This window comes from Permianibacter fluminis, from assembly GCF_013179735.1.
GTDB lineage: Bacteria > Pseudomonadota > Gammaproteobacteria > Enterobacterales > Permianibacteraceae > Permianibacter > Permianibacter fluminis.
Genome location: NZ_JABMEG010000001.1, coordinates 806,286 through 819,902 on the forward strand (window position 1 = coordinate 806,286; position 13,617 = coordinate 819,902).

The 13,617-nt window shown below is 59.4% G+C and carries 11 protein-coding genes; 5 read left to right on the plus strand and 6 right to left on the minus strand.

The window, feature by feature from the left end; all coding sequences use genetic code 11:
* The first annotated feature begins 142 nt into the window (after positions 1-142).
* Together HPT27_RS03520 and HPT27_RS03525 are read left to right on the plus strand one after the other, a co-directional pair.
* Positions 143-649 (plus strand): acyl-CoA thioesterase, encoded by a 507-nt coding sequence (locus HPT27_RS03520; RefSeq protein WP_172239030.1) that lies wholly within the window; start codon positions 143-145, stop codon positions 647-649.
* 96 nt (positions 650-745) lie between these two features.
* Positions 746-1,222 (plus strand): acyl-CoA thioesterase, encoded by a 477-nt coding sequence (locus HPT27_RS03525; protein WP_172239033.1) that lies wholly within the window; start codon positions 746-748, stop codon positions 1,220-1,222.
* A 55-nt stretch (positions 1,223-1,277) separates the two neighbouring features.
* Here the strand turns inward: HPT27_RS03525 and HPT27_RS03530 are convergent, their stop codons facing one another.
* The 4 genes from HPT27_RS03530 to HPT27_RS03545 all read right to left on the minus strand — a co-directional run bounded on the left by HPT27_RS03530 (position 1,278) and on the right by HPT27_RS03545 (position 5,771).
* A complete protein-coding gene (locus HPT27_RS03530; RefSeq protein ID WP_172239036.1) occupies positions 1,278-1,859 on the minus strand; it encodes a hypothetical protein in 582 nt (193 codons plus the stop codon).
* A 375-nt stretch (positions 1,860-2,234) separates the two neighbouring features.
* Positions 2,235-3,860 (minus strand): GGDEF domain-containing protein, encoded by a 1,626-nt coding sequence (locus tag HPT27_RS19565; RefSeq protein ID WP_172239039.1) that lies wholly within the window; start codon positions 3,858-3,860, stop codon positions 2,235-2,237.
* Positions 3,861-4,029: 169 nt separating this feature from the next.
* Positions 4,030-4,857 carry an endonuclease/exonuclease/phosphatase family protein gene (locus HPT27_RS03540; RefSeq protein ID WP_172239042.1) on the minus strand — a complete coding sequence of 276 codons (828 nt, stop codon included), beginning with the start codon at positions 4,855-4,857 and terminating at the stop codon, positions 4,030-4,032.
* Positions 4,858-5,141: 284 nt separating this feature from the next.
* Complete coding sequence (locus HPT27_RS03545; protein ID WP_172239045.1) at positions 5,142-5,771, minus strand: c-type cytochrome; 630 nt, start codon at positions 5,769-5,771, stop codon at positions 5,142-5,144.
* 172 nt (positions 5,772-5,943) lie between these two features.
* On the opposite strand from HPT27_RS03545, the gene yihA reads away from it, so the two are divergent.
* A complete protein-coding gene (gene yihA, locus HPT27_RS03550) occupies positions 5,944-6,540 on the plus strand; it encodes a ribosome biogenesis GTP-binding protein YihA/YsxC (protein WP_172239048.1) in 597 nt (198 codons plus the stop codon).
* 87 nt (positions 6,541-6,627) lie between these two features.
* On the opposite strand, the gene HPT27_RS03555 is transcribed toward yihA, so the two are convergent.
* Both HPT27_RS03555 and polA read right to left on the minus strand, forming a co-directional pair.
* Positions 6,628-7,245 (minus strand): DVUA0089 family protein, encoded by a 618-nt coding sequence (locus HPT27_RS03555; protein ID WP_172239051.1) that lies wholly within the window; start codon positions 7,243-7,245, stop codon positions 6,628-6,630.
* A 546-nt stretch (positions 7,246-7,791) separates the two neighbouring features.
* Entirely contained in the window at positions 7,792-10,581 is a 2,790-nt protein-coding gene (polA, locus tag HPT27_RS03560) for a DNA polymerase I (RefSeq protein ID WP_172239054.1), read from the minus strand.
* A gap of 66 nt (positions 10,582-10,647) precedes the next feature.
* On the opposite strand from polA, the gene HPT27_RS03565 reads away from it, so the two are divergent.
* Together HPT27_RS03565 and recQ are read left to right on the plus strand one after the other, a co-directional pair.
* Positions 10,648-10,953 (plus strand): DUF2782 domain-containing protein, encoded by a 306-nt coding sequence (locus HPT27_RS03565; protein WP_172239057.1) that lies wholly within the window; start codon positions 10,648-10,650, stop codon positions 10,951-10,953.
* Between the two features lie 693 nt (positions 10,954-11,646).
* Complete coding sequence (gene recQ, locus HPT27_RS03570) at positions 11,647-13,464, plus strand: DNA helicase RecQ (RefSeq protein ID WP_172239060.1); 1,818 nt, start codon at positions 11,647-11,649, stop codon at positions 13,462-13,464.
* The last annotated feature ends 153 nt before the right edge of the window (positions 13,465-13,617 follow it).

The window sequence follows — 13,617 nt, forward strand, 5'->3', positions numbered from 1 at the left end:
CAATCTCCAACCGCGTCTATCGTCAGCACCAGTCACCCGCACTGCGCGCGTTTGCGATGCCGGCAAAGTCCGGTGCTACACTGACGCCATGTTCGGCGGCTGCCTTGCGCAGCCGCCACCGTTCCTGTCGTGAGTGTGTGCCATGGTCGAGCCCGTTTTTTATCCGAAAGTCGCTGAAACCATCGATTCCTGGGACTTTGTCTTCCCGAACGACGCCAATCCCTATGGCTCGATGTTCGGCGGCAAATTGCTCGCCATCATGGACACCACGGCCGCCATCGCCGCGATTCGCTATGCCGGCCGCACGGTGTCAACGGCGGCGGTTGAAGCGGTCGAGTTTGTTCATCCGGTGGTGGTCGGTGACCGGTTGAAAACCTCGGCCAAGGTGGTCCATGTCGGACGCAGTTCGATGATGGTGCGAGTCGATGTCTATGTCGATCACGGCGGCGATGATTTCGAGCGCGCCACCCACGCCCATTTCGCCATGGTCGCTTTCGATGACCGGCGTAAACCGACGCCGGTGCCGCCACTGAAACTGGAAACGCCGGACGATCAGGCCGCGTTCAATCTGGCGGCGCAGATCCGCGAACAGGCACTGGCGCGCGCAAAGCAGGCCAAACAGGCTGCCGACGCGGTCAAACCGAAATAAGCATCGTCAAAACAAAAGCCGTGTCGCCCAACTGTTCACAGCCAGCACGACCAGCACCACAACCACAATCATCGCCACTGTGCCAAGGATGCCGCCATGACTCAGAACCGTAGCCAAACCCTGCGCTTTCTGGCCGAACCCGGCGAGGTCAATTTTGGTGGCAAGGTGCACGGCGGCAGCGTGATGAAATGGATCGATCAGGCTGGCTACACCTGCGCCGTCGGTTGGAGCGGTCAGTATTGCGTGACCGTTTATGTTGGCGGCATCCGCTTTTACAAACCGGTGCATATCGGCAGCCTGGTCGAAGTGCAGGCGCAGGTGATCTACACCGGCAAGACTTCGCTGCACATCGCGGTGGATGTCAGCGCCGGCGATCCGCGCAGCCCGCACCGCGAGAAGACCACCCATTGCATCATCGTGTTCGTCGCAGTCGACAGCCAGGGCAAACCGATTCCGGTACCGCAATGGCAACCGCAATCAGCCGAAGACAAGGCGATGGAAGAGTACGCCAAGAAGCTGATGGAGTTACGTCAGCAGATTGAAGAACAAATGGAACCGTTCCTGCCGACTTGATAGTTTACTGGGTTAATTTCAATCCCTGACGAACCTGAGACAGGTTCGATAAGCTTTAGTCAAATATGGCCACCAACTCCGAATTGCCTGCAGGGACACGTACTGTCCTATTCTTCGGATGTCTCCAGAAGATCCGATATTCATTTTGCCAAGCATCTTCAGTTGACTTTAAAAAATGATTTCTCTGGTGGCTGCTAGTGTACTCGCACGATCCCATAACTCCCTTAAAACCAAGTTGTTTATCAATGACTCTCCTCAATTTTTCAACATTGTAGATCTTGACGCATGCTGCCTTACCCAATTTCCTGGCAATCTCTTCGCTAAAGCTGTTACTAAGTGACAGGGTCAGTCCGTCATCCGTGTAATAGTTAGCATTCACTATGTCAGGGATACGCTGACCATTAAAGTACGAGTTAGTAATAGTCAATCCCCGCACATTTGCACCATCACCAATATGAATAATGGGGGATAAACTTTTCAGGTCTATGGGCGATTCGTGTACAAGATTTTCATCAGGCGTCTTGGTTCCTACTCGCGTGTCATTCTTATAGGTGCTAGCAAGAAATAGGGGAATAATCCCACCACTAATCCATGCATCAGCCCATTCAACTTTCGTTAGGTATAGATATTTTTCCATTCAACACCAGCCCTTGTTGTCTGAATGAGCTTAGCAAAAGGATTCACAGCCGCCCGTCCGACGAGCCGAGCAGCGGAGCGCAGTCTGGGTCAACAGCCCGAAGGGGCAAGGCATGGACGCCGAAGCCTTTTCTGACTGTACATGGATGTATTGTCAGAAAAGCCCCAGACGGAGTGAGCAGCGCAGGGAACCGCGCGTAGCGCGGCGAGGAGTCGGGCATGTTTCTTTGGTAACTTTCTTTGCGTCAAAGAAAGTTACCCGCCTGCCGGGGCGGGACCCGGCAAACCATCCGCACGAACAACCGTGGAAATAGCGAATAGAGCAGAGCGGCAATGCCCCCACCCTAACCCTCCCCCTGGCAGGGGAGGGAACAAATCAGGCCGCCGACTCTTCCGCGGCACCGACTCCTTTGCGTTCACAGCAGACCTGATTGCGGCCCTTGCCCTTGGCGCGATACAGCGCGGTGTCGGCGCGGTGAAAGACGTCGCGCGGAACATCATCGCCTTCGAATTCGGCGACGCCAAATGACACCGTGACGTTGATGCTCTGGCCGCCGATGCTGGGATTGGTCTGGGCAATGCGCTGACGCAGTTTGTTGATCGCCTTGGTGGCGTCGACCAGCCCGGTTTCCGGCAACAGGATGACAAACTCTTCGCCGCCATAACGGGCGACAAAATCCGATTCGCGAATGCCGTGGCGCAGCATGGTCGAAATGTGTTTGAGCACGGCGTCGCCGGCCATGTGACCGTATTTGTCGTTGACCTGTTTGAAATGATCAATGTCACAGATGACCATGGCCATCTTGCCGCGATAACGGCGCCAGCGACTGTATTCCTGATTGAGCCGATCGTGATAGGCGTGCCGGTTCGGAATATGGGTCAGTGCATCGGTGGCGGCGCGGGTGCGCTGCTCGGACAGGCTGTCGCGCAGCCGGGCTGATTCGTCTTCGGTGGCACGCAATTGTTCGCGCAGTGCTTTCAGTTCCTGTTCGCTGCGCTGCTGGCGCTGCTTTTGTGAATCCCGGAACCGATCCACGCCTTCCAGAATCCGGTCGAGCCGGCTTTCGATATCGGCTTGCAGCGTCGGCAAATCGGTGGCATTGCTGACGCAGTCATGCAGGCCTTTCATGTGCGTGCGCATGTCGGTGTCGAGCTGCGCGCTATCGGCGGCGGCGGCGCTGTCGCGTTCGCCGCTGTTCTGCAGAAACGATTGCACTTTCGCCAGCCGGGTGCTGAGCTGGGTCAGGAATTGTTCGAACTGCGCTTGCTCAACCGCGCTGGCATCGAGCAGCACGCTGGCCAGCTCTTCAACCAGCTCGACCAGTTTGTCCGGATCATGCACCTGAACAAATTGCTGACGCAGTTGCCGCAAACCAACGCGGTTCGGTTCCGGCAACTGCATGCTGTCGATCAGCCGCAGCAGCGGATCGGTGATTTCGGCGCTGACTTTGTTACTGCTTTCGTGATCGCTGCTGCTCGTCGCGGCCGTTTTGCCAAACCAGCGTTGCCACAGCGATTGTTTGTCCGGCCAGCGCAGGCAGGCGCGGACAATGCCGGCGGCGAGTTCAGAACCGTTGGCTGGTGGTGCCGATTGCAGTTTGCGCAAATCGGTGGCGACGGCCGGCGGCAGATCTTCGGTCAAAAAGGCACTGAGCAATTCACTGGCATTGACGCCGAGTTTGAGCTTGTTGCTGGTTTCATCGCCAATGCGGCGCAGTACATCGGTGATGCCATCGACTTTCTGTTGAATGGCGCTGCTGTCGCCGTTGCTGCGCACGGTTTGCCGCAAGGCATTGAGTGCTTGATCAAGTTGTTCGTGGACGCCGTTGGCGGCAAAGCTGACTTTCACCAGCGCGCGACGCAGCAGATCCAGTTCGGTCGGATCGGCTTCCGGCGCGACGTTTGTTGCGGCATTGGCAGCCGCTGTTGTAGCCGCTGCGTTACTGCCGGCCGCAGTCGGTGCTGTCAGCGGCGGCAAATCGAGATCACGTTTACGGGTCACGGTTCAGGCCATCCGTCATGGCGGGTTGAATTCGGGTGCGGACGGTGACGGCAAATTCGCGCGCGCGGCACGCTGGTTTCGCAATACAAGCCCACTGTTCAAACCTACTGTTCACGCTCGTCGAATGCTCGTCGGGCCAATCAACTTCGTTAGCTCAAGCAATCATTCGTCACGCCAGCCGACGCGGCATGGCACCGGGCGCCAAGGGCATCCGGTGACTGGCCTCGCCGAGCGTCATCGCTTCCGGCAATTCCAGCGCCATGGCGACCGGCAGATGGTCGGAATAACAGTATGGCAGCACTTCCACAGCCTGCACGGTCAAGGCGGCGCTGACCAGGATGTGGTCGAGCTGGCGTTGCGGTTGCCAGCTCGGGAAGGTCAGGCTGGTTTTTGGCAGGCCTTTCAGCGCCATGCCGTGGCGGCCAAAGCAGTCGACGATTTCCTGGGCCTCGCAATTGGTGTCGCCCATCAGCACCAGATACGGATACTGCTTGACCTGCTCGGCGAGGAAATCGAGTTGATGCCGGCGCGCGCGCTTGCCAAGGCTCAGGTGCACCGCGACCAGCACCAGCGACGGACTGGCCTGCTTGTCGGCGCCGCCAAGAAAGGCCTGAATGGCGCCGCGACCGGGAATGAGACCGGGCAAGCGGTGTTCATGCACCTGCCGGACCGGGTAACGCGACAGCAGGCCGTTGCCGTGCTGGCCGAGCTGGGCGAGGTTGCGGGTGCGCTGGGCATGCCAGTACGGGAAGCCGGCCAAATCGGCCAGGTATTCGACCTGATTGATAAAGCCGGAACGCAGGCTGCCGCCGTCGGCCTCCTGCAGCGCGACCACATCGAAGCTGGTCAGCAGGCCGGCGATGCGACGCAAGTTGCTCGGCGATGCCTTGTGCGGCAGCAGATGGCGCCAGCCGCGGGTCAGGTAATCGCTGGTGCGCTCGGTGGTGATGCCGCACTGGATATTCCAGGACAGCAGGCGGAGGCTGGTGGTGGTCATGGCAACAGCAACATCATGGCAAGCTCGGGCTCATGGCGATTGCGGCCTGCAACGGTCGGCCAGTGGACGCGTAACGGCAAGCATAGCCGGCACGGCGGCAATGGCGAGCGGCATAATTGTCAGCGCCGGTGTCGATATTGCCGCGCTTGTCCGCGGCGCTATCGATGTCCCTGACATGGGGTCGGACCGGCAATAAAAAAAGCGGCTCGAAAGCCGCTTTTTTCATTCATCAGATTCGCTATTCAGCAAATCCGGTTCAGCAAGGCCGAGTCAACAAACCCGGTTCAGTGCAGGCCGACCAGATAATTGGCCAGCGCCGTGATTTGCTCGTCGGTCAGGTTCTTGGCCGCACCACGCATCATGCCGTTCGGGTCGTTCTTGCGCTCGCCGGCGCGGAAGGCCTTCAGCTGCTTGATGGTGTAATCGACCTGCTGGCCGCTGATCGACGGGAATTTCGCTGCCGGCATGCCGGTGCCATTCGGGCCGTGGCAGGCGGTGCAGGCCGGCACGCCGCGGCTGGCGTCGCCGCCGCGGTACAGTTTCTGACCCGCGTCGAGAAACTCTTTCTTGACGCCGGCGTAGTGCACTTGCTGGCTGCTGAAATACGCGGCCAGATCGGCCATGTCGGCGTCAGTCAGCGGTGCCGCCATCGGCGACATCGACGGATCGTAACGGCCGTCGGCGCCCTGGGTTTCGCCGCCTTTCTTCAAATCGTGCAGCTGCTTGACGATGTAGGCTTCGCCCTGACCGGCCAGCTTCGGCCAGATCGGGGTGACACTATTGCCATCCGGGCCATGGCAGGCGGCGCAAACGGCCGATTTGGCCTTGCCGGCAGCGGCATCCGCCAGTGCGGACGGGGAAACCAGGCTGGCGAAAGCGCCAACCACAGCAGCCAGAACAAACAGTTTCTTCATGGTGGAATCCGGGAGCTAAGCCAATCAGCGTGACCGACCCGCACTAGCGTAGCTGCTAGAATGCCGGTCCGGCGGCAAAAACCGCGCGATTATACGGGCTAACCTGGGCAAACGCCCAGCCCGTGCACCATCAAAACCTGTGTTCTCAACCGAGGTCAGTTCGGCACCGCTTATGGATTACAACCACGCCCGCTTCCTGCTTTCCGCCCCGGGCCGGCATCTGCTGCCGGCCGATGAAGGCATCGAGGTCGCATTTGCCGGCCGTTCCAACGCTGGCAAGAGCACGGCGCTGAATGCGCTGACCAACCAGAAAGGCCTGGCCCGGACCTCGAAAACCCCGGGCCGGACCCAGCTCATCAACCTGTTCGAGCTCGATCCGGAACGGCGGCTGGTCGACTTGCCCGGCTATGGCTATGCCGCGGTCTCGCACACGCTGAAAGACCAATGGCAGCGTGCGCTGGCCGATTACCTGAAAGCCCGGCAATGCCTGCGCGGCATTGTCCTGCTGATGGATATCCGGCATCCGCTGACCGATCACGATCTGCTGATGCTGGAACTGGCCGACGCCGCCGGCAAACCGGTGCACATGCTGCTGACCAAGGCCGACAAACTGGCCTTTGGCGCCCGCAAGAACGCCCTGCTCGCCCTGCAAAAAGAATTGCGTGGCGACCCGCGTTACAGCGCCCAGCTGTTTTCGGCCACCGAAAATATCGGCATGGACGAGCTGAAAGCCAAAATGGACGAATGGTACGACGCGCAAGAAGATTGACCGCCGCGCACCGAACCGGCGTCAGAATGGCGAATTCAAGGCAAAAAAAAGCGCTGCAGATGCAGCGCTTTTTTCATGCAGAAATGATCAGGCGGCTTTGCGACGCAGGCGCAGCGCAACCAGACCCAGACCCAGCAGGGCAATGCCAGCCGGCTCCGGCACTTCAACTTGGTCAGCAACGTCAACGTTCAGCACGTGGAACGCCCAGCTGCCGTTGCGGCCATCGTTGCTGTTCAGCACGCCGTTGAAATCGGCTTGCGGACCATAACCCAGGGTGTGGGTGAAATGGGCATCGCCGTCATAACGGAAACCGTCGCTCAGGTTGGCACCGGCAGCGAAGTTGTCGTATTGGGCAATGGTCAGGAAGTAAGTACCGGCATTCAGGGCGACCGAGTAATAGGTATCCCAAGTGCCGTGGGTGTAGCTGACGCCATTCGACATCGTCGAACCGACGTTGCCGCCGTCATCCTGTTGCTGGACCAGACCGCCCATCGCATTCCAGATGGCGATGATCGGGTCGAAACCGCCGTCATCCCACGACGACGAGAAAATCGTCACGGTGCCCGGGTTGTCGATGTGGAAGCTCAGGGTGACGATATCGTTGTCTTGCGAAAACGTACCGTTGAAATCGTAATCTTGCAGATCAGCGCTGGCGCTGCCGGCAACAAAGGCCAGGGCGGCGGCAAACAGGGCACGGAACTTCATCAAAACTCTCCTTGTGATAACCGGCAAACGCGGTGCTGCGTCACAGCAAAAACCGATCCAAAGACTAACTGCTTGATTTATCTCGGTTAATACGGCGTGGTCAGACTAGTCTGTAAATTTCCCCGACACTCTCGTACCGCTTCTGCCCGGTTTCGCCGCATCGAATACCGACCGCGCGCTCAAAGGCGATCTACCCACAGGGGTTTACAAGAGGGGCTCGCAACAGGGGTCAGCTAGAGGTCCAGATGAAGGGTTCGCGCAAATGGCTCGAACCGCATTGGCCCGAACTACGACGGCCCGAACCCTGCTGGCAGAAAAAAGAAACCCCGGCAGCGGAGGGCGCATGCCGGGGGAGTACAGACCGGCTTGGGGAAACCGATCCGAAGATCCCGCGTATGGAGGGAGGGCGGGAGAGCGCACGTCATGTGCACTCGCTGACTATGACGCCACAGTGCGGAATTTGTTTCCGTCAACGGGTGTAAGAATGTGTGATCGGCGGCCGTGAAAATTCACGTTCGCCGCGCGCGCTGCCGATTACATCCCGATTCAATGTGCTTCATCCCAATTCAGGCCGGTGCCGACATCGACCACCAGCGGCACGGCCAACTCGGCGGCGCCGCTCATCAGCGCCCGCAGTTTTTCTTTGACCGCTTCGACCGCGTTGTCGGCCACTTCCAGCACCAGTTCGTCGTGCACTTGCAGCAGCATCTTCGCGGGTACGTTTTCCTCGATCAACCATTTATCGACCGCCAGCATTGCCCGCTTGACGATATCAGCGGCGGTGCCTTGCATTGGCGCGTTGATGGCGACCCGTTCGGCGCCCTTGCGCCGGTTCTGGTTGGCGGCTTTGATTTCCGGCAGATACAGGCGTCGACCAAACAGTGTTTCGACGTAACCGTTTTGTCGCGCCTGTTCGCGAATCTCGTTCATGTAATGCTCGACGCCGGGGTAACGGGCGAAATAGCGGTTCATGTAATGCTGGGCTTCTTCGCGGCCGACATCGATTTGCCGAGCCAGACCAAACGCCGACATGCCGTAAATCAAACCGAAATTGATCGCCTTGGCGCGCCGGCGCATTTCCGAACTGACCTCTTCCGGCGCCACTTCAAAAATTTCTGCGGCGGTGGCGCGGTGCACGTCCTGACCGTTTTTGAACGCGGTCATCAGGCCCGGATCATTCGACAGATGCGCCATGATCCGCAATTCAATCTGCGAATAGTCGGCGGCCATCAGGATATGGCCTTTCGGCGCAATGAAAGCCTGACGGATCTTGCGACCTTCCTCGGTGCGGATGGGAATGTTCTGCACGTTCGGATCGGTAGACGACAGCCGCCCGGTCGCCGCGCCGGTTTGATTGAACGAAGTGTGGACCCGACCGGTTTTGGGGTTGACCAGTTCCGGCAGCTTGTCGGTGTAGGTCGATTTGAGTTTTGAAAGCTGACGATGCTCCAGAATCAATTTTGGCAGCGGATAGTCGAGCGCCAATTCTTCCAGCACTTCTTCATTGGTCGAGGGGGCGCCGGTCGGCGTCTTCTGCAGCACCGGCAACTTCATTTCTTCAAAGAAAATCTGCCCGAGCTGCTTCGGTGAACCGAGATTGAATTGTCGGCCGGCAAGCTCATACGCCTGCTGCTCCAGTTCGCCGATACGCTTGGCCATTTCAACACTCTGGCCGCGCAATTTGCCAGCGTCGATCAGCACGCCATTGCGTTCCATCCGGGCCAGCACCGGCACCAGCGGCATTTCGATATCGGTGTAGACGCCGCGCAGCCGCGCTTCCTTTTGCAGGCGTGGCCACTGTTGTTGGTGCAGCTTGAAGGTGACATCGGCATCTTCGGCGGCGTAAGTGCTGGCCGTTTCCAGATCAATTTGATTGAAAGTCAGCTGATCCTTGCCCTTGCCGGCAATCTCTGTAAACGAAATGGTCTGATGGCCCAGCAGCTTCAGCGCCAGCGTATCCATGTCGTGCCGGGTGCCGGCGGCGTCGAGCACATAGCTTTCCAGCATGGTGTCGTGCGCGAGCCCGCGCAGCGTGATGCCGTAATTGGCCAGCACTTTCAGATCGTATTTGATGTTGTGGCCAATCTTGGCTTTCTGCTCGTCTTCGAGCAGCGGCTTCAATGCGGCCAACACCGTCTTGCGATCGAGCTGGGTTGGCGCACCAAGGTAATCATGCGCCAGCGGGATATAGCAGGCGCGGCCGTCGGCGAGTGAAAAGGAAACGCCGACAATCTCGGCAATCATTTCATCGAGACTGGTGGTTTCGCTGTCATAGGCAATGAGTTCTGCGGCCTGAAGCCAGCCCAGCCAGCGCTGAAAATCGATCTCGGTCAAAATGCTTTCGTAACCGTCGCGCTGGATGCTGACGGCCGGCGCGTTGGTTTCGGTTGGAGCCTCATCGCCAGCGCCGGATTTGCTACTGGCGTTGCCGGCCGATTTGCTCGCGCCTTTCGCGGCCGCCTTGTTGGCAAATACCGGCTCGCCGTTCAGAATTTCCTTCAGCCAGGTTTTGAACTCCAGGTCGCTGTACAGCTCGCGCAGCGCGTCGGTGTTTGGTGTGCCCGGTTTCAGATCATCAAAATCAAAAGGCAGTTCACAATCGCATTTGATGGTCGCCAAGGCTTTTGACAGCGGCAGCGTGGCCGCGGCCGCGCGCAGGTTCTCGCCGGCCTTGCCTTTGACTTCCGCGGCACGCGCCAGCACGGCATCAAACGAACCGAACTCCTGTATCCATTTCGCCGCGGTTTTCGGCCCAACGCCGGGCACGCCCGGAATGTTGTCGACGCTGTCGCCCATCAACGCCAGATAATCGACGATGCGTTCCGGCGGCACGCCGAATTTCTCGATCACTTCGGCAATGCCCATCACGGTATCGGTCATCGAGTTGGCGATTTTCACCTTGTCGCTGACCAGCTGCGCCATGTCCTTGTCCGAGGTGGAAATCAGCACCGGCAGGCCACGGGCTTCAGCGTGTTTGGCCAGCGTGCCGATCACGTCATCAGCCTCGACGCCGCTTTCCATCACCAGCGGCAGACCCAGCGCGCGTATCAATTCGTGCAGGGGTTTGATCTGGCTGCGCAGCTCGTCCGGCATCGGTGGCCGGTTGGCTTTGTATTCCGGGTACATGTCATCGCGAAAGGTCTTGCCGCTGGCGTCAAACACCACCGCGATACGCTCCGGTTGATGCTGCTGCATCAGCTTCTTCAGCATTGCGACCACGCCGTAGGCGGCGCCGGTGGGTTGGCCCTTGCTGTTGGTCAGCGGCGGCAGCGCATGAAAGGCGCGGAACAAATATGATGATCCATCGACGAGGATCAAAGGCAACTGACTGGTCATGGCCTTAGGCTGGGTCAATAATGAAGGCGCACAGTGTACTGTGTGTCGTGTAGGGAGGGACTTCTGATGCGAACCATGCTTGCAGTACTGGCCGTGACCGTTGCCGCCATCGCAACCGCCGGCGAACCGGTGCAGGACCGGCCGGTGGTTAGCCAAGGCAATACGCTGGAACCGACTGTTCGGGTCCGGCCTGACGACGGCGCCACCATCAAGGAATGGGTCAAGAACGGCAAACTGGTCGCCGTCCGGGTCGAGCCCAAGATTGGCCCTGCCTATTATCTGGTCGATACCAATGGCGACGGCCTGTTTGAGCCCGGCCCGGATTTCGGCGACGACGGCATGGTCGCCCAGTGGGTGCTGTTCCGGTTCTAGTGGCGGTATTCGCGACGGCGGACTCGCGGTTTGCGGTGGTCAGGTGGCGCAAGCGCGGGCCTGAGTGGAGAGTGGGCGGTGTTTTTCACTGGTAGCGGCCCCTTCGCTCTCGCCGCCAACTCTTGCCACCCCGACCGCCTCTGATCCCCTCAGATCCCCTCCCCCTCGACGGGGGAGGGCCAGGGAGAGGGTGAAACCCCCAGCCCGCACCGCCACCAGAGCCGGGCACCAGGCCCGCGTCCCCACAAATCCAAGCCAACCGTTCCCGAGTTATGCACATACTCACAGTTTCTGTGGATAAAGTCGTGGAGAACGCTGGGGCGAAAATGGGATGCATGTTCACAAGCCGAACGAGCCATGTGAGTAAGCCCAGTAAAATTTAATAAAAACAGACGTTTATAGCGGTCTGTTTAAGCTTCGCTTGATTATCACAACTTAACTGTCGGATTTTTGTGCTGTGCAAAAACCGGCAAGGTTCCACGGCAAAACCGGCGAAAAAGCCGCCAAAAAAAGCGCTTTATCGGCCTACGCGCCTTGAGCCATGGGCCTTTTAGGCCGCTCCTGCTCGACAGCAGGGAAAGCCTGACCGCTACGCCCAACCTGCAGCCCAAGTCCGCCCCGCCACATTCCCACACGCCTTCGCGCCAGAAATCCATTCCCCTGCCCCGCCCGGCCGGGCAGAATCGCCGCCCTATGCAAACCCAAGCGCTCCACCTCCTCCGCACCGTCTTTGGCTACGACAGCTTTCGTGGTCAGCAGGCGGCCATCATTGATACGGTTTGTGCTGGCGGTGATGCGCTGGTGCTGATGCCGACCGGTGCCGGCAAATCGCTATGCTTTCAAATTCCGGCGCTGGCCCGCTCCGGCGTTGGCGTGGTGGTTTCGCCGCTGATTGCCCTGATGCAGGATCAGGTGCTGACCTTGCAGGAAGCCGGCGTGCGCGCCGCCATGCTCAATTCCGCGCTCAGCGCGGAAAAAGCCGCTGCCACCGAACGGCAACTGCTCGCCGGTGAGCTGGATCTGATCTACGTGGCGCCGGAACGTCTGCTCACCGGTCGCTTCCTGGATTTGCTCGACCGGCTCAATGACGTCCGCAACGGCGGCCCCGGCATTGCGCTGTTCGCCATCGATGAAGCGCATTGCGTGTCGCAATGGGGCCACGACTTCCGGCCGGAATACCTGCAGCTGTCGATGTTGCACGAGCGCTGGCCGCAGGTGCCGCGCATTGCGCTCACCGCCACGGCCGATGGCCGCACCCAGCAGGAAATCATCCACCGACTCGGGCTGGAAAACGCGCAGGTTTTTCTGTCCAGTTTTGATCGGCCCAATATCCGTTACCGGGTCACGCCCAAACAAAACGGTCGCGAACAATTGCTGCGTTATTTGCGTGAGCAGCATCCGGGCGATGCCGGCATTGTCTATTGCCTGTCGCGCAACAAAGTCGAAGACACCGCCGCATGGCTGGGTGAGCAGGGCATTCCGGCGCTGCCCTATCACGCCGGGCTCTCGTCACAACAACGTGAGCAAAACCAGAACCGCTTTCTGAACGAAGACGGCATTGTCATGGTCGCGACCATCGCCTTTGGCATGGGCATCGATAAACCCGATGTCCGTTTTGTTGCCCATCTCGATTTGCCGAAATCGCTGGAAGCGTATTACCAGGAAACCGGCCGCGCCGGCCGCGACGGCCTGCCGGCCAGTGCCTGGATGGCCTACGGCCTGCAAGATGCGGTCACGCTACGGCAAATGCTCAGCCAGGGCGACGCCAGTGAAACGCAAAAACGCGTGGAGCTCGCGAAACTCAATGCCATGCTCGGCTATGCCGAAGTCACCACCTGCCGCCGGCAAGTGCTGCTCAATTATTTTGGCGAAAGCGGTCACCCGCCCTGCGGCAACTGCGACAATTGTCTGGAGCCGCCAGAAACCTTCGACGGTACCATCGTTGCGCAAAAAGCGCTGTCCTGCGTGTTCCGCACCGGCCAGCGTTTTGGTGTGGGTTACCTCATCGACGTGCTGCTCGGCAAAGACGATGACCGCATCCAGCAATTCGGCCACCACGCGCTCAGCGTGTTCGGCATCGGCAAAGAGCTGGATGACAAAGACTGGAAGTCGGCGTACCGGCAACTGGTCGCGGCCGGCTACCTGCGCGTGGATCACGACAGCCACGGTGCGCTCAAACTCACCGAGGAATCACGGCCGCTCTTGAAAGGCGAGATCAAAATCCAGTTGCGCAAGGAACTGCGTGGCCGCAAGAAAAAAACCAGTCGCGAAACCGCCTTCAGCAACGACGCCGACGAAACGCTGTGGAACGCCCTGCGCGACAAGCGCCGCGAACTCGCCAAGGAACACAGCGTGCCACCCTACGTCATTTTTCACGACGCCACCCTCAAAGCCATGCTGGAACAGCGGCCCTCCTCGATGGGCGAGCTGGCGCAGATCAGCGGCGTCGGCGCCCGAAAGCTGGAGGCTTATGGGTCGGAGTTTCTGGAAGTGTTGCTGGAACACGGCTGACGCGCCGCGCCCCTGCCGGGGATAAATGTGTTGTTAAACGGGCGCTATCCACCGGCGATTGCGCGTAGTCATTAGGCATTAGCGGCAAGCCTTGCCGTTTAACATGGCTTATCTGTCGCCAGTCCAGTCCGCCAAGACACTGAAAATCCAGAC